Origin of the sequence: Longitalea arenae, assembly GCF_016924755.1 — a bacterium.
In the GTDB taxonomy this organism is placed as follows: domain Bacteria; phylum Bacteroidota; class Bacteroidia; order Chitinophagales; family Chitinophagaceae; genus Niastella; species Niastella arenae.
On record NZ_JAFFJX010000003.1, the window covers coordinates 439,740 to 457,422 of the forward strand.

16 protein-coding genes are annotated in these 17,683 nt (G+C 45.3%); 9 read left to right on the top strand and 7 right to left on the bottom strand.

Annotation, left to right across the window (positions count from 1 at the left end):
- Positions 1-21: 21 nt before the first annotated feature.
- A complete protein-coding gene (locus JT717_RS10435) occupies positions 22-1,008 on the bottom strand; it encodes a LuxE/PaaK family acyltransferase (protein WP_205510147.1) in 987 nt (328 codons plus the stop codon).
- 51 nt (positions 1,009-1,059) lie between these two features.
- Here JT717_RS10435 and JT717_RS10440 point away from each other — a divergent pair, with 51 nt between their 5' ends.
- The 7 genes from JT717_RS10440 (at position 1,060) to bioB (ending at position 7,779) form a co-directional block, all read left to right on the top strand.
- The gene (locus JT717_RS10440) at positions 1,060-1,524 is read left to right on the top strand and encodes a hypothetical protein (protein WP_205510148.1); all 465 of its coding nucleotides are present in this window, start codon (positions 1,060-1,062) and stop codon (positions 1,522-1,524) included.
- Between the two features lie 23 nt (positions 1,525-1,547).
- Positions 1,548-2,390, top strand: a complete 843-nt coding sequence (locus JT717_RS10445) for a UbiA family prenyltransferase (RefSeq protein WP_205510149.1) — start codon at positions 1,548-1,550, stop codon at positions 2,388-2,390.
- A 68-nt stretch (positions 2,391-2,458) separates the two neighbouring features.
- A complete protein-coding gene (locus tag JT717_RS10450; RefSeq protein ID WP_205510150.1) occupies positions 2,459-3,583 on the top strand; it encodes a M42 family metallopeptidase in 1,125 nt (374 codons plus the stop codon).
- On the top strand, positions 3,580-3,759 hold the full coding sequence (locus JT717_RS10455) for a hypothetical protein (RefSeq protein ID WP_205510338.1): 180 nt from the start codon (positions 3,580-3,582) through the stop codon (positions 3,757-3,759). The genes JT717_RS10450 and JT717_RS10455 overlap by 4 nt, the downstream gene beginning before the upstream one ends.
- On the top strand, positions 3,756-5,150 hold the full coding sequence (locus JT717_RS10460) for a class I SAM-dependent methyltransferase (RefSeq protein ID WP_205510151.1): 1,395 nt from the start codon (positions 3,756-3,758) through the stop codon (positions 5,148-5,150). Before JT717_RS10455 ends, JT717_RS10460 begins: the two co-directional genes overlap by 4 nt.
- 38 nt (positions 5,151-5,188) lie before the next feature.
- Positions 5,189-6,697, top strand: coding sequence for a sulfatase-like hydrolase/transferase (locus JT717_RS10465; RefSeq protein ID WP_205510152.1), 1,509 nt, complete (start codon positions 5,189-5,191; stop codon positions 6,695-6,697).
- A gap of 101 nt (positions 6,698-6,798) precedes the next feature.
- On the top strand, positions 6,799-7,779 hold the full coding sequence (bioB, locus tag JT717_RS10470; protein WP_240347969.1) for a biotin synthase BioB: 981 nt from the start codon (positions 6,799-6,801) through the stop codon (positions 7,777-7,779).
- Positions 7,780-7,925: 146 nt separating this feature from the next.
- Here the strand turns inward: bioB and JT717_RS10475 are convergent, their stop codons facing one another.
- From JT717_RS10475 to JT717_RS10500, 6 genes are all read right to left on the bottom strand, one after another.
- Positions 7,926-8,348 (bottom strand): response regulator, encoded by a 423-nt coding sequence (locus JT717_RS10475; protein ID WP_205510153.1) that lies wholly within the window; start codon positions 8,346-8,348, stop codon positions 7,926-7,928.
- Positions 8,349-8,468: 120 nt separating this feature from the next.
- Entirely contained in the window at positions 8,469-9,563 is a 1,095-nt protein-coding gene (gene porQ, locus JT717_RS10480; protein WP_205510154.1) for a type IX secretion system protein PorQ, read from the bottom strand.
- A gap of 164 nt (positions 9,564-9,727) precedes the next feature.
- Positions 9,728-12,130, bottom strand: coding sequence for an endopeptidase La (gene lon, locus JT717_RS10485; RefSeq protein ID WP_205510155.1), 2,403 nt, complete (start codon positions 12,128-12,130; stop codon positions 9,728-9,730).
- 317 nt (positions 12,131-12,447) lie between these two features.
- Positions 12,448-12,864 (bottom strand): DUF3276 family protein, encoded by a 417-nt coding sequence (locus JT717_RS10490; RefSeq protein ID WP_205510156.1) that lies wholly within the window; start codon positions 12,862-12,864, stop codon positions 12,448-12,450.
- A gap of 136 nt (positions 12,865-13,000) precedes the next feature.
- Positions 13,001-14,830, bottom strand: a complete 1,830-nt coding sequence (locus JT717_RS10495) for an ABC transporter ATP-binding protein (protein WP_205510157.1) — start codon at positions 14,828-14,830, stop codon at positions 13,001-13,003.
- Positions 14,831-14,981: 151 nt separating this feature from the next.
- Positions 14,982-15,209, bottom strand: coding sequence for a hypothetical protein (locus tag JT717_RS10500; protein ID WP_205510158.1), 228 nt, complete (start codon positions 15,207-15,209; stop codon positions 14,982-14,984).
- 88 nt (positions 15,210-15,297) lie between these two features.
- On the opposite strand from JT717_RS10500, the gene JT717_RS10505 reads away from it, so the two are divergent.
- Positions 15,298-17,004, top strand: coding sequence for a glycoside hydrolase family 13 protein (locus tag JT717_RS10505; RefSeq protein WP_205510159.1), 1,707 nt, complete (start codon positions 15,298-15,300; stop codon positions 17,002-17,004).
- A 74-nt stretch (positions 17,005-17,078) separates the two neighbouring features.
- Complete coding sequence (locus JT717_RS10510; RefSeq protein ID WP_205510160.1) at positions 17,079-17,618, top strand: pyridoxamine 5'-phosphate oxidase family protein; 540 nt, start codon at positions 17,079-17,081, stop codon at positions 17,616-17,618.
- The last annotated feature ends 65 nt before the right edge of the window (positions 17,619-17,683 follow it).

Genomic DNA, 17,683 nt, shown 5'->3' on the forward strand with positions numbered 1-17,683 from the left:
TGCATAGCAGCTTGTTAAAATCTATAATCCTGCGATTAACAGGTTACATCCCCTGATATCGCTGGTATCTACCCGGCCCAATACTTCAAAACTGCCATCGGGTTTAACAATACCAACATCATCCGTTGCAATGAACGAACAGGAATACAGATTGGCCAGATCAATGATATTGATCACCCCGCTGCCGGTTAGCCGAACATCCAATGGATCATCATCCTGCCGCACCAGCACTTTCATCCAGGGCGGACAATTAAAAACACCATCTCCGTATGAGTAAGCCTGTGATAAGAGCTCGGTCATGCCATATTCTGAATGCACGGCATGGGTTTTAAACGCAGCCGTCAATAGTAAATGTACCTCCTCCCTGGTCATTTCGCGGCGGCGCCCCTTCATACCCCCTGTTTCCATAATGATGGTATGCTGCAGCGGCATCGGGTATTTCTTCGCAAAATCAAGCAATGCAAACGTAACCCCTATCAATATTGTTTTTTGTCCCTCCTTTTCCAGTTCCTGTAATACCGAGGCCAGCTTCTCATGTTCGTATAAATAAAAGCCACTGTGCCTATGCCGGCTAAGCCTGATCATGTCATTGACCATAACCACCAGGGAAGAGTTCTGCCTTTCGAGGTAAGCAGGCAATAAGCCGATCACGCACCAATCCTGCACCGGTCCATAAAATTTCTCCCACGCTTTTAAAAAACTTTGCCGGTACATATTCAAATTCTTTACATAATGCCGGCTGTTGATGGTTTGCGTCGTACCGCTGCTTTCAAAAACGGCTTCCGGCTCAAAGGCGGTGGTCTTTATATCGGCCGTTTTGAAAAAACGGATGGGTAAAAAAGGGATCTGTTCAACCGACCGCACCTTTGACCCAACGATCGAGAGGGCATTTACGTATTGCTGATAAATAGCATTATTATTGTACTGGAATTGGAAGGTTTCAAGCGCCAGTTGTTCAAAATCAGCTGGTTCAACCGTAAAAATTTTATCTTCTATTTCACAAATCATACATTTATTGCAACTTTTGGCTTGTAAATTTGTATTCGTTAATTAAAATATATGCAAAAATTCCTTTTATATAGCTTTTTAGGCCTGGCGCTCTTCGTTGCCTGCAGCAAAGATAAGTTTGAAGACAAACCCACCATTGAAATAAAGTCAATTAACCCTACTTATGTGTCGGCGTTAAGCGGGGCCTATGCAGAAATTGAAATGGAATTTACCGATAAACAGGGCGACCTGGACTCCGTCTTTTTGTACAAGAACCGGCTCAATATAAATCAAAAGCCATTACTGAACCCTTACCTGCCTTACCCGTTGCCCGACTTTCCCGAAAAATCGAAAGGCGTTTTAAAGGTGACCTTACAAAATACCGATCTTGCTGCAACAGGGTCCCCAAACACCAAGCCGGATGAACCATTTGGCAAAGAACCCGATACTATCAACTTCAAGATCGTGGTAAAAGACAAATCCGGAAATGTAAGCGACACCATTACTACCGACCAGCTTATAATAGAAAGATCTTAACTTGCGGACCACAGCGCTGAAGGATGTTGAAATATTCATTTGATCTGTTCCTGTTTTCGAGTTGTTTCATCGCCGGTTGTGCCTTATTGATGGTCGTTCAAACCAATCAGTTACTGTACCTGCAATATGACGTTTACGGGTATCTGGTCTTTGTATTTTTTTCTACCCTGTGCAGTTATAATTTTCATTGGTACCTGAGCGCTGATGCCACCAGTGAAAATGCCCGCGTCCGCTGGACCCTGCATCACAAAAAGCTGCATCTCGTACTCACAGCCATAGGCGCTATTGTTTCGGCCTGGTATTTCTTTCATTTTATAGAACACTGGTTCTGGCTGGGCGGCGCCGTGCTGCTAACCTTTCTTTATTCAGCTCCCAAATTGCGATTCGGGCCTTTTGCATGGCTTAGCCGGATAGCCGTGGGCAAAACCCTGTTCCTGGCCTTTGTATGGATGTATGTGACCACATTTTTACCCATCGCCATCGACAACCATCACTGGCATCCGGACTCCTTTTTATTCTGCACCAGCCGCTTTCTGCTGATTTACGCCATTTGTATCATTTTCGACTACCGCGACCGCGACTACGATAGAAAAGCGGGTATCCGCAGTATGATCACTTACTTTAACGAACGCGGTATTGACAACCTGTTTGGCTTGTCAATAGCCGGCTTTGCAGTTAGCACCATTGGCTTATATTTTTACGGATTTTCTGCGCTCACCATTGTTCTGTTGCTCATTCCCGGAGCCATTACCACGGTGCTGTACCCGGTAGCTAAAAAGAACTTCAGCGACTACCTCTATTATTTCGTGCTCGACGGGCTGATGATGTTTTCCTCCCTGTTAACGATATTCATCTCAAATAAGTAGTTTTGCGCTGATTAAATTGATATATTTATCATATATAGAACAGGCTCTAATCTTTTAATACTGTAAATATGGCTAAAAGTAAAACGAACGCCGCACCTGCAACGACGATCTCCAGGCTGTCTGATCAATCCCTGAAATTCCTCAAGACCTATATCAATACCCCATCACCCGTTGGCTTTGAAAGCGGCGGGCAAAAATTATGGTTAGATTATATAAAACCACTGGTTGATACCACATTTGTTGACCCTTACGGTACCGCTGTAGGCGTGATCAATCCCGATGCTGCTTTCAAAGTGGTTATTGAGGCACATGCCGATGAGATCAGCTGGTTTGTGAATTATATCACCCCCGAAGGGCTTGTTTACCTGAAACGCAATGGCGGTGTTGACCATGTGATCGCACCGGGGCAAAGGGTATTTATTCATGGAAAAAAAGGACCGGTAAAAGCGGTTTTCGGCTGGCCGGCCATTCATACCCGCTTACATAATCCCGATACCAAGGATCCGCAGCCCAAAGTGGAAAACCTCTTCCTCGACAGCGGCGCCCGCTCTAAAAAAGAAGTGGAAGAACTGGGCATTCATATTGGAGCGGTGGTGACCTACCAGGATGGCTTCGACGAACTGGCCTATGACTATTTTATCGGCCGCGCCTTTGATAACCGCGTAGGCGGTTTTATGATCGCTGAAGTAGCACGCCTGCTCAAAGAAAATAAAAAGCAATTACCATTCGGTTTATATGTGGTGAATGCCGTGCAGGAAGAGATTGGCTTACGCGGCGCCGAAATGATCGCCCGCCGCATAAAACCCAATGTGGCCATCATTACCGATGTTACGCACGATACCTATACGCCCATGATCAATAAAGTGATCGAAGGCGATGTAAGCTGCGGAAAAGGCCCTTCACTGGCGTACGGCCCCGCAGTGCATAACAAACTGCTGAGCCTGGTGCAGGATGTGGCTCAAAAACATGAGATCCCCGTGCAATTGCGTACGGTTTCACGCAGCACCGGTACCGATACCGATTCCTTTGCCTATGCCAATGACGGCTGCCCCTCTGTACTAATTTCCATTCCATTACGTTATATGCATACAACGGTTGAAATGCTGCATAAAAGCGATATAGAGCAAACCATTCGCTTAATGTATGAGACCTTGTTAACGTTAACACCCAAAACAAATCTCAGCTATTTGTGATCCAATCATACATCTTATTATACGTTGATCCCGGCAGCGGCAGTTATCTGATACAAATGATCATTGCCGCTATCCTGGGCGCGTTATTTTACTTTAAGAATATCTGGTGGAAGATCAAGGCTTTTTTCTTCAAGCCTAAAAAAGAAGACGCAGAGGGAGAAGATATTGTGAAATGACAACATACACGCGCCATCCTTCATCATTTAAAGATCCTTCGGGTTTTGTATTCCAATCGGAAGGAAATATTTACCGGCAGGTAAACCAGTATTATGCCGCCTTATACCGTCAATTGATGGATTCCGGCCTGTACCAGCAGCTAACCGGCAGCAAACAGCTGATATCCCACGAAGAATTAGCTGAAAACATAACCAACAGCACTGAATGGTTCACCACCCTTCGGCCCGAGGCCATTCCCTACATCTCTTACCCCTACGAATGGTGTTTTGAACAACTCCAGGACGCTGCCCTGCTTACCCTTTCCATACTGAAAACATCCATCCAGCATGGCATGATATTGAAAGATGCCACACCCTACAATATCCAGTTCCATAAAGGAAGGCCGGTATTCATCGACACACTGTCTTTCAACAGCTACGATCCCAAACAACCGTGGATCGCTTACCGGCAGTTCTGCCAGTGTTTCCTGTTCCCGCTCTACCTCGAGCACTACCTGAAAACCGATATTCAAAAGATCCTCAGCACTTATATCGACGGCATACCGGTTGACTTTGTGGCCAAACTCCTGCCATTGAAAAGCCGGCTAAGCTTGGGCGTGTGGTTACATGTATACTTACAGCACAGCGCATCTGTAAGCACAAGCGCCAGCGCCCGAACAAACAAACCCAATGGCGCTTTCAGCAAAAAAAAGCTGCTCGATGTGGTCAGCCACCTGACGAACATCATTGCGAGTTTCCCGGTGAATAAAACGTATAAAACGACCTGGAGCAACTATTACGAAGACACCATCCTGAGCAGCGAATACCTGCAGGAGAAAGAAAAGATCATACAGGCGTTTTGCGGGCAAACCAGGGCCCGCAGTGTGCTTGACCTGGGCGCTAACGACGGCTATTTTTCCAAATTATTTGCAGCTCACCAGATGGAGGTGATTGCCACCGATGCCGATAACCGGTGCATTTCAAGATTGTACCAGGAGGTAAAGAAAAACAGGATCGAAAATATTCTGCCTCTGATGCTGGATATTGCCAATCCATCGCCGGCCATTGGCTTTCACAACCAGGAACGCGCGGCCTTTCACGACCGTATCAAAACCGATCTGGTGGCGGCCCTGGCCCTCATTCATCACCTGGTTATTGGTAAGAACATTTCATTGCCGGTACTGGCAGACTATTTCAATAGCATTGCCCCGGAACTGATCATTGAGTTTGTGCCCAAGGAAGATGAAAAGGTGCAACAAATGCTGGCAAGCAGGCCGGATACTTTCCCGGACTATACCATTACCAACTTCGAGAACCTGTTCTTTCAGTACTTCGAGGTCATCAGCAGGCAGCCTGTTCCGGGAACCCACCGGGTTTTATATCACCTGCAGCGAATCAAGCAACCGGGATAAACGTTTATCTTTGACCCCCTGATAAAAAGCCAAGCCTAATGAAGCTGAGTAGCATTAAAAAATTTCCCTTCCATACATTCTTCCTACCAGCCTTTTTTATATTACATATAAACAACGAATACTTCAGCCTGTTACCGGCGCCAACCATTGTCGAATTCTTTCTTTATTATGTATTACTGGCAGCCGTTTTACTGGTCACCGGCCGGCTGCTGTACAGATCAATTACCAAAGCAGGGGTATGGGCTACCACCCTGCTGATACCCTTCTTCTTTTTCGGAGCGGCCCATGATCTTGTAAAAACAACCCCGTTCATCCGATCCTTTTCTTCCTATACGATTGTATTGCCTGTTTTGCTGATCAGCTTGCTGCTCTTCAGCTGGTACTGCAAAAAGAAGGCTGGCAACTTTGATAAGGCCCACAAATATTTTACCATCCTTTTCACTATCCTGGTCAGCATGGAGCTGGTGATCCTGGCACAAAAAACGATCACAAACAACCAGGAGAACAACCTTGCCTCTCACAATGAATTTATTAAACCGGTAGCCAATTGCCATCCATGCGAAAAACCTGATATCTTCTTTATTGTATTTGACGAATATGCCAGCTCGCGCAGCCTGCAGCATTATTTTGGCTTTGACAACAGCCTGCTGGATTCTTCCTTTAAAAAGAATAACTATTATATAGCAACCAATTCGAAAAGCAATTATAATATAACGCCCTTATCAATTGGCTCTACCTTTAACCTGCAATATTTTAACCGGCCATTGGAAAATGAGACTGTCAACACCCTTACTTTGTTACAAAGCTGTCAGTCATTCAAGGAGAGCCGGTTACCCGATCTACTCGGGCAATCGGGTTATGCCATCCACAATTTCGGGTTCAATCATTTCACCAATTATCCGGTGAGCACATTCCGTTATTTCGAAAACTTTGAACGCAATGCACTTTATCATGAAACCCTGTTCGGCAGGATCACCAGGGATATTTTATGGAATATCTGGAGGCTGAGCCCTGCTTTGAGAAAAAAGCGGGCACAACTAGACCGGCAAGAGCAAATGCAGTTCATCGAAAGAAATAAGAAGAACTGGCAGCTGGTATTACAGGAATTGAAAACACAGAATGAGCAACCGAAATTTGTCTTTAGCCATGTTATGATGCCGCATGCCCCTTTCTATTTGGATAGAAAAGGCAACAGGACCAATGATTTTTCATCTATCTACAATAAGAACAACAACCCCGGCCCCTACCTTGAACAGCTGATGTATACCAATACCTGGATCGACTCAATATTAAATGCCACCGATCGCAACTTTTCGCGGCCCCGGGTTGTAATTGTGGAGGGTGATCATGGATATCGTGATACTCCTTTTGTGCCCGGACAAAGGGAAAAACATTTTATGAACCTGAACACTTATTATTTCTCAGATAAAGATTATTCTATGTTATACGATAGCATAAGCCCGGTGAATACCTTCCGGGTTGTAATGAATAAGTATTTCCATACAAAGCTCCCTTTATTAAAGGACAGCACGATACTTTTGCAATAAACACAACCATGTTTTTCCCTATCTTCACAGCTTCTTAAGGTAGCAATACCAGGGAAAAACCAGCAATTCGCACCTATATATTTTACTGTAAATCATTCGAAATGAAGGAAATTATAAGAAACGACTGGACTATTGAAGAAATACAGGAAATTTACAATACCCCATTGCTCGAGCTTATTTACCGCGCTGCCACCATTCACCGCCAGTATAACAACACCGGAGAAGTACAGGTCTGTACGCTGCTTTCCATAAAAACCGGAGGCTGTTCTGAAGATTGCGCCTATTGCCCACAGGCAGCCCGTTACAATACAGGCGTTAATGTACATGCCTTGATGCAGAAAGAGCAGGTACTGGAATACGCCGCCAAAGCAAAAGCGGCCGGTTCAACCCGTTTTTGCATGGGCGCTGCCTGGCGCGAAGTAAGGGATAACCGCGATTTTGACCGCGTTATCGACATGGTTAAAGGCGTAAATGAAATGGGCATGGAAGTTTGCTGCACGCTTGGTATGCTGACCGAATCACAGGCGCAGAAACTGGCCGAAGCGGGTTTGTATGCCTACAACCACAACCTGGATACATCCAAGGAATATTATAAAGAGATCATTTCTACCCGTACTTACAACGACCGGTTAGATACATTGGATAATGTACGCAAAGCCGGGATCTCTGTTTGTTGCGGTGGCATTGTTGGTCTGGGTGAAACCCATGCAGACCGTATCAAAATGCTGCATACACTGAGCACCATGCCCGAACATCCGGAAAGTGTGCCCATCAACGCACTGGTGCCTGTAGCCGGTACGCCGCTGGAAAATAATCAGAAAGTAGACGTATGGGATATGGTAAAGATGATCGCTACTGCGCGCATCCTGATGCCTAAAGCAATGGTTCGTTTAAGTGCAGGCCGTGCAACCATGAGCGTATCAGACCAGGCATTATGCTTTATGGCCGGCGCTAACTCCATTTTTACCGGCGAAAAGCTGCTAACCACGCCAAACCCTTCTTTTGATGAAGATAAAGCCATGTTTGATATGCTGGGCTTAACGCCACGGGAAGCATTTAAAGAAGAGAAAGTACTTGCTTAAGTAAGTAATACTATACAGCATAAAGAAGTCCGGAACAGGTAGTGCCAAACACCCGTTTCGGACTTTTATTTTTGTTCATTTTTCTTCTGTGTTCCTCCTGCTTCATACCGCCTGTTTCTTACTTCATAATCCCAGGAAGAAAGATCTTACTTCGGGAATATACTGCTGTCGAGCACATCAGCTATTTCCTTACAGAAGTATTGTTTGCCTTCCATGACCAGCATAATGGCCCGAACCATTTCTTCACCGGAAGAGTTTTTGGTAACATATCCATTGGCGCCCGCATGCATCAGGGCATTGATATAGGGAAGATCGGTATGAACAGAGATTCCAATTATACGTATGGCGTTTGTAAATGCCCGGATGGCTCTGGTAGCTTCAATACCACTCACGGGGTCCATGTTAATATCCATTAAAACGACATCGGGTGAAAGCGTTTTACAGGCTTCAATAACCTGTTGGCCGTTTTCACATATGGCTATTATCGACAGCCTTTTATCCCTGCTCAAGAGCAGGTTCCAGGCCTCGCGTACCAGTTTGTGATCATCTGCTATAATCACTTTGATCATTAAGCTAAGGTTTAATTAATGGCAAATTAAGATTAAACATTTTGCAGGATAAACAAAATTCCATGCCCTTAAATTTTAAAAGTTTAAGGAAAGCGGTTACAAAAAATTAAGGGGAAACAATTATTTATCACGTCCGCCCTGACCGAAATCGTTTAGCCTGAGGGTTAAGCCGAACTGGTTATAAAAAGAATTATTTTGATAATAACTCCTCGCGTAACGGATCTGGATTTTTTTAAATAACACGCCGGCTCCCATTGAAAACCCGTTTAGCCCATTGCCAGCGTTCGTTACATTCAATTCTTTTCTGCGGAGGTAATTGTATCCGGCAGTTACTTCTACTTTATCGCCGATGTATAACTGCACAGCCAGGATAACATGCCTGAAAAACTTGTCAAATATATATTTTTTTTCCTTGCTATCCTGTGCCAAACCTATTTCGTTATTAAATAAAGTGTCACTATAACGTGTATTGAACTGCTGTAATTGAAAGAGCGTAAGCGAGAACTGCAATGGCGCATGCGCCAGCCGTTTCGAAATACCCACTTGCAGGTCGAAAGGCAGATCGCCTGCGGTGCTGCCGGTATACTTCTTTAACTGGGCGCCCATATTCCGGGCCACCAGGGAGGCCTGCCATAAATGAGCAGAATCGCTGTACGTTATACCTACATCCAGTGCGGCGCCCGAAGAACGATAGATCCCATATGATGAATGAATGAATTTGGCAGTAACCCCATAATGCCAGCGCTCTCCATATTGCCGCGTTGCACTGAGCTGCACCACATAATCTGCCGGCCGCATCGTACCCAGTACATTACCCGTTACATCTGTTTCGGGCATAGAGCCGTAACTGAAATAATTGACACCGGCGGCAAAAGTGGTTTTAAGCGGTTCATGATGAAAACCTGCCATTAAATGGTAATTCCTGATGCCCGCATAAAAAGAGTTGAAAACCATTGATGTTTGGGTGTGCATGGCTGGCCTTAATAAAGCCGGATTGTTAAAAGCCAGGCCAATATCAGCGGTTTGATTGGTAATGTTGATGCCGCCTAAAGCGGTTAACTGGGGCGTATTGGAGAGTTTCAGGAAATTATACACCGTATTGCCGCCCAATGTTTGCGCATTTGCCCGGGTAAGGATCAATAAAAATATTAATATATGCAGTTTGCTTTGCATGTACGCTACCGTACGAAAATAGGCAAAAAAAAATTCCTCCATTGACATGGAGGAATTTCTTTAACCCTTAAAACAACCAACATGAAAAAAAATCTCGGTTGAATAATTATTAACAGGGTTGAATTGTTATTTGTTCAATGATGTCTTAAAAGTTCATATTAAAATCCTATTAAAGGGATCTTGTTCTTTTTCGTAGAAGAATCACCTCACCCTAATGCAATATCAAGCACCTGCTGCATGGTTTTAACATAGTGAAAGTTTAACCCTTTAATGAAAGCAGGTTCAATTTCCTTGATGTCGCGCTCGTTCTGCCAGCACAGCACGATCTCTTTCAACCCCGCCCGGCGGGCAGCCAGCACTTTTTCCTTGATGCCTCCTACCGGCAACACCTGACCGCGCAAGGTTATTTCGCCAGTCATGGCCAGATAGGGTTTTACCCTTTTACCGGTCAACGCCGAGGCAATAGAGGTCATGATGGTGATCCCGGCGCTGGGCCCATCCTTCGGCACTGCCCCTTCAGGCACATGCACATGAATGCTTTTCTTCTCGAACAGGGATGGGTTGATGCCTGCCTTTTTTGCATTCGACATCAGGTAGGTCAAGGCCGTAGTGGCGCTTTCTTTCATTACATTGCCCAGGTTACCCGTGAGCTTCAGCTCGCCCTTGCCATCACTAAGGCTGGTTTCCATAAACAGAATATCACCGCCAACATAGGTCCACGCAAGGCCAATAGATACGCCCGGAATATTGGCTACCTTATATATTTCATTGTTGTATTTGGGCTTGCCCAGGATCTTTTCTATGTCTTTTTCGGTAAGTGTATTTTTAACATTTTCGTGCAGGGCATATTCCTTTGCCTCATACCGCATAATGGAAGCCAGGTAGCGGTCGAGCTCGCGAACGCCGCTTTCCCGCGTATAATCCTGGATGATCTTTTGCAAAACGGTATCGCCGATCTTGAATTCGATCTTTTTCAAACCATGCGCTTCTTTTTGCTTGGGAACCAGGTGCCGTTTGGCGATCTGTACTTTTTCTTCCACGGCATAACCGCTCAGGTTAATGATCTCGAGCCGGTCGCGCAGCGCCGGTTGAATATTATTGATATCATTGGCGGTAGCAATGAAGAGGACCTTGCTGAGATCATACTCCAGCTCCAGGTAATTATCGTAGAAGGTATTGTTCTGCTCGGGATCCAGCACTTCCAGCAAAGCAGAAGAAGGATCGCCGCGGAAATCGTTCCCTACCTTATCAATTTCATCGAGAATGATGACGGGGTTCGACGATTTCAGTTTCCGCAGCATTTGGATGATCCGGCCCGGCATGGCGCCGATATAGGTTTTGCGGTGGCCGCGGATCTCGCTTTCGTCATGCAAACCACCCAGACTGATGCGGCCATATTTACGCTGAATAGCGGTGGCTATGCTGCGGCCAAGGGAGGTTTTGCCAATGCCCGGAGGGCCTACAAAACAGAGGATCGGACTTTTCATATCCCCTTTCAATTTCAGCACCGCCAGGTATTCGAGCAGGCGTTCTTTTACCTTATCCATGCCATAATGGTCATGGTCGAGCACCTTTTTAGCTTTTTTGAGGTCGTACTGATCTTCGGTCACTTCCTGCCAGGGAAGGTCGAGCATCAGGTCGAGGTGATTGTACACCACGGAATAATCAGGGGTGCTCGGGTGCATACGCTCCAGTTTTTCCACCCCTTTTTTGAACATCTCCCGGGCGGCTTCGGTCCATTTTTTAGCCTCCGCCCTTTTCAGCATCTCTTTTACTTCCCGCTCATTGGTATCGCCGCCCAGCTCCTCTTTAATGCTCTTCATCTGCTGTTGCAGGAAATATTCGCGCTGCTGTTTGTCGAGCTCCGTTTTGGTCTTGGTGGTCACCTTGTTCTTGAGTTCGGCAAACTGCAACTCGCGCTGCAACAGTTTCATCAGCAGGTCGGCCCGGGTCTCAATATTGTTCAGCTCCAGCAGTTTCTGTTTCTCTGCCAGCTCTGTGTTCAGGTTGCTTGATATGAAATGGATGAGAAAAGACGGGTTTTCGATATTGCGTAAAATGATCGAAGCTTCAGAGGGTATATTGGGCGAAAGCTGAATGATCTGGCCGGCCAGCTCTTTTATATTGGCCACATAGGCGTTAAAATCCTCATTCTTAGGGGCTTCATCCTCTTCCAGCAATTCGATGCGGGCTTTGAAATAAGGGTCTTCTGCCGTGATCTCGGTCACTTTAAAGCGGCGTTTGCCCTGGATAATGACGGTGGTGCCGCCATCGGGCATTTTGATCATTTTAATGATCTTGGCCACGGTTCCGATATCTTCCAGGTCTTTGACCGCAGGATCTTCCACATTACTGTCTTTTTGCGCTATAACGCCTATCAGTTTGTCAGCTTTATAAGCATCATTTACAGCTTTTATACTTTTATCGCGGCCCACAGTGATCGGCAGAACCACACCGGGGAACAAAACGGTATTTCTTAACGGTAAAAGTGACAATTCCGACGGAATGACTATATCTGCACTGTTATCTCCTTCATTTTCATTCAGGGGAATAATAGGAATAAAATCCATTTCATCTTCAGGCGTGAATAATATTTTCGCTTCTTTCATTACTTAGATTATCTGTGACAAAATAACATACTATTGCTTAGAATACCATGAATTGAAGGCAATTGGCATATATGTCAAGTTTAATGCCAGTGCAGTAAAGGCATAATAATCAAGGGGATCGATGCATGTTTTGGCAGGAAAATCAGGCAACGGCGTTTAATATTCTGATCATTGAGCTTATAATGATCCGGGATCGCCCCTGACGAACGCTTAAGCTCAGTGAAACATCCTGTGCAGCGGGCGCGGGCGCTGCCCTGCAGGCATAAAAAAAAGCTCCTTGCGGGAGCTTGCTAGATCAAAGAACGTTTATGGAGATATTACCATTTATCAACTTCTTCACCAGCATCAGCAGCAGAACCAGTTCCATTGTTAGAAGCGGTGCTTACTGGTGATAATTCCGGAGCTTCAGCTACTTCATCGATATCTGTATCTGCAACTTGATCGTGGTTGTAGGCGTCAAAATCGAAATTCGGCATCAGTTCAGTTTTCACATAATCTACTGCTTCGGTCAATGCCTTTAAGAATTTGTTGAAATCTTCTTTGTAAAGAAAGATCTTGTGCCTGTCGTACCCGTTTTCATTGAATTTTTTGCGGCTCTCCGTAATGGTAATGTAGTAATCATTTCCACGGGTAGCCCTCACATCAAAGAAGTAGGTTCTTCTTTTCCCAGCTCTTATGCGTTTGCTATAAACGCTTTCCATACGTTTGTCGTTGTTTTCGTACGCCACAGTCATTTAAGTTTTGCAGTTAACAATTATCAAATTTTCACAAAAAAAAGCGTTACAAATATAATATTGTTTTAGAATCAACAAAATTTCATTAGCATTTTACGAAGTAATTTCCCTTAGTTATCCCCATTTCCGGCCTATTTTAACCTTCTTCGCGCTCCTGTTGCAGCTGTTGTTCGTATAAATACGCATAATAACCGTTTAATGATAATAATTCATTATGTGTTCCGGTCTCTACGATCTTCCCTTCATCAAGCACAACAATGATATCAAAATCGAAAAGGGTAAAAATGCGGTGAGTGATAATAATAGCCGTCTTATGCTGCAGGTAGATACTTAAATTGCCCAGGATCTCTTTCTCTGTGCGGGCGTCAACGGCACTAAGGCAATCGTCAAACACCACGATCTGCGGGTCTTTGGCGAGTGCACGCGCAATCGAAATACGTTGTTTTTGTCCGCCACTTAGTGTAACACCCCGCTCCCCTACCATTGTATCGTATTTGTCGTGAAAATGCTCTATCTCGCGTTCAACACTCGCATAGCGGGCTGCCTTTACAACAGTATCGTTATTGGCATTATCATTCGTAGCCGGACTGAACAGAATATTATTATTAATAGTATCGCTGAACAGGAACACATCCTGTGGCACATAACTGATCTGGCGCCGCAATTCCTGCAGATCCATTTGCCGCAGATCAGTGCCGTCGATCTTCACGCTGCCCACCGTTGGGTCGTACATGCGTAATAACAATTGCGCAATAGTGGTTTTACCGCTGCCGGTATGACCGATGATCGCCACTTTCTGTCCTTTTTTGATCTGCAAATTGAATTGAGTAAGCGCCTGGATCCCGGTATTGGGATAAACAAAATCAACATTATCAAATTCAATACTGCCCTGCAGAGCCGGTTTTTGCGCATTTGCCGGGTTCACAATGGCCGGCTCGGTATGCAGGAATTCATTGATCCGTTTTTGAGAAGCCGCCGCGCGCTGGATCATGCTGGCCGTCCACCCGATTGCACCTACGGGGAAAGTGAGCATATTGATGTACATCACAAATTCGGCAATGGTGCTCATCTGAATATCATGCTTTCCGTAAATAGCGTAAATGCCGCCGATCATGATCGTAAGCAAGGTACTCAAACCAATGAGCAGCGTCATGGATGGAAAATACAAGGCTTCTGTTTTCGCCAGCGCAATAGCGTTCGTTTTATATTCCTCACTGTTCTTCTCGAAGAACTGGAACATGGCCTTTTCCTGTACAAAGGATTTAATGACCCGGATACCGGAATAGGATTCCTGGGCATTGGTAGTGAGATCGCTCAGTAATGCCTGGATCCTTTCACTCTTTTTATTGATGATGGTATTTACTATATAAATGGTAACTGCCAGAATGGGCAGCGGCGCCAGTACATACATGGTAAGCATGTGATCTTTCTTCCACATATAATATACCGACAGGGAGATCAGCGACACCAGGTTGATGAAATACATAATGGCCGGTCCCGTGAACATCCGCACCCGGCTAACATCTTCCGCCATGCGGTTCATGAGGTCGCCCGTACTGTGGGTCTTATAAAAATTGGTATCGAGGGTGAGATAATGCTTGAAGATCTGGTTCTTTTGATCGAATTCAATATGCCGGCTCATCACGATGATGGTTTGCCGCATCAGGAACATGAAAATACCACGGATCAGCGCAAGCACCAGGATGGTAATGCCGCAGAGGGCAATAACAGAAATGGTCCTGTGCTTTTCGGCAAATCCGATAAAATAGATCACCAGCCAGTCATACTGTACAGGTGCTTTCTTCTGCTCAATGCCAAATGAGCGTTGCACCACATCAAATACATAACCGGTGACCTGGGGCGCCAGCACGGCAAAATAGTTGGAAACAACGATAAACAGGATGCCCAGGAACAACCGGTACCGGTATTTCCAGAAATAGGTCTCAAGCGCTTTTAAATGTTTCAACCGCAGGAATTTGAGGGGCAAATTTAAGTTGAAAAGTTAACTAGTTGACCAGTTGAAACGGCATCCTGATGCTCTCCACTGTAATTATTTGTTAATCCGTTAACTCCTCAACCGATCATCCCGTCGGCCCGCCAACCCCTGAACCGGCCGCTCAGCCTTCCTCCGGCGCATTCATCTTCGGCGGCTCCTCACCTGGTTGCTGCTCATTTTTAACATGATCTTCATTGGGCAGCTGATTAAGCGCCGTACCCCTGTCATTCTCATCGAGCTTTTTAGGCGTTTCTTCACGCACTACATTGAAATCGTTCCCAACACTGGTCTCAAATTCACTGTGGACCTGCTCTGACAGTCCTTCTTGTTTATTTTTTTTGTTTGCCATGCAGTTAAACGTTCAAAATTCATACCCCGCCACCCCGGGAACAGGTGGTATCGGAATTGCTAAATTTTAACAACATTAATCTTTACGTATGCAGATAAAAGATAAAGAATGGTGGAAAGAAACCGTGATATACCAGGTTTACCCGCGGAGTTTTAAGGACAGTAATGGTGATGGTATCGGCGATCTGCCGGGCCTTATTTCAAAACTGGATTATATTCAAAGCCTGGGTGTGGGGCTGGTATGGCTCAATCCCATTTATGCCTCCCCCAATGATGATAACGGGTACGATATCAGTAACTATGAAGCTATTTCACCCACATTTGGCACCATCGCCGATTTCAATGCTTTGCTGGTAGGTTTACATGCCAGGGGTATAAAACTGATCATGGACCTCGTCGTTAATCACACCAGCGACGAACATCCCTGGTTTGTGGAATCGAGGAAATCGAGGGATAATCCCTATCGCGACTATTACCACTGGTGGCCTGCAGAAAAAGGCAAACCACCACACCGGTACAGCTTTTTCGATAAAAAAGGCGACGCCTGGCAATACGATCCCTCAACAGATGCTTATTACCTGCATTATTTCTCCAACAAACAACCCGATCTTAACTGGGAAAATCCCAAAGTAAGGCAGGAGATCTATCAAATGATGCGGTTCTGGCTCGACAAAGGGATCGACGGTTTCCGGCTGGATGCCATTTCCTATATTTCAAAAGACACTACATGGCCGGTAGTGTCAGAAAAAGACCTGGCTGAAAAATATAAGAATGACTTTTCTTATTTCTATTCCAAAGGGCCTAAACTGCATGATTACCTGCATGAAATGAACCGCGAAGTACTGCAGCATTATAAAGATGTGGTCACCATCTCCGAAACGCCGGGTATTGAAAAAGAGGAGGCTTTGCTCTTTGTGCATGAAGACCGGCAGGAACTGCACATGTTGTACCATTTTAAGGGTATGGAGCTCGGTTACGCGAAAGAGGGTTTTAAACGGCCCGACCCCAATGGGTACTCGCTGCCGGCCTTTAAGAAATTATATACGGAATGGAACGATGTGTTTGCCAAAGAAGGCTGGGGCACCATTTACCTTGGCAATCATGATCAACCGCGGATGCTTTCCCGATGGGGCAATGATGCACCGGAATTCAGGATTCCCTCCTGTAAACTGCTGATGACCTTCCTGCTCACGATGCGCGCCACCCCCATTTTTTATAACGGCGATGAGCTGGGTATGGCCAATATCAAGTTTGAATCCATCGATGAATACCGGGATCTTGAAACCTTGTACATGTATCATTACCTGAAATCTAAAAATGAAGACATAGAGCAGTTCGTTAAAGACCAGCAATTCGGTGCACGCGACAATGGCCGTACGCCTTTTCAGTGGGACGCCACACCTTGCGCCGGTTTTACTACCTGCCAACCCTGGATCAAGGTAAATAATGACCATGTGTATATCAACCAGGAAGCACAGGATGCCGATAGGAATTCACCACTCAATTATTTCAGGCACCTGGTGCAGCTAAGAAAAGATCACCTGGAACTGGTCTATGGCGAATACAAAGTGTATGATGTGGACCATGAAAAAGTATATGCATATACCCGCACCCTTGAAAAAACGACGACCCTTATCGTGCTTAATTTTTCCAATGACCTGGTCGCTTATAAGATCCCGAAGGAACTGCAAAAGAAACAATTTCAGCTGATCAATAACAATGAAACCTCCCTGCAACACGATGCACATGAATTGACATTATTACCCTGGCAGGCGCTCATGTTCAAACTGAAGTAGCGGGCGGGCCGGTGCATATTGAGAAATAAATGACCCGGCATATTTGTTGAACAAGCTATATTAAATCAAATGTTATGGATAGCATTAACAAAAATCAACCGGAAAAGAATCGCGAAAACCTGAGCAATGAAGCGGCTATTGAAAAGTTACGCGAACTGGTTGATAAAGCAAAGACCTGTTTCTTTGATACAGGACATCCCGTCAGCGGGCAATCGAACGGCGTTCGCCCGATGAGTGTACAACAAATTGATGAAGCGGGTAATCTTTGGTTCCTCAGCGCAAGTGACAGTCATAAAAACCAGGAGATAGCCATTGATCATACAGTAAAACTGTTTTTCCAGGGATCGGCCCATGCCGATTTTATGTATTTAACAGGTAAAGCAGAGATCATCACCGACCGGAATAAAATTGAAGAATTGTGGGAACCGATCATGAAGACCTGGTTTACGGAAGGCAAGGATGATCCGCGCATCACCGTTATTAAAGTAACTCCGGAAGAAGGCTATTACTGGGATACCAAACACGGCAAGGCCATTGCTTTTCTTAAAATGATGGTAGGCGCCGCCACCGGTAAAACACTGGATGATTCCATTGAAGGCAGGCTAACCATGTAAGATATTCCTACAAAACAAAAGGCCGTCCGATCAATTCGAGACGGCCTTTTTTGATGTATGACGAG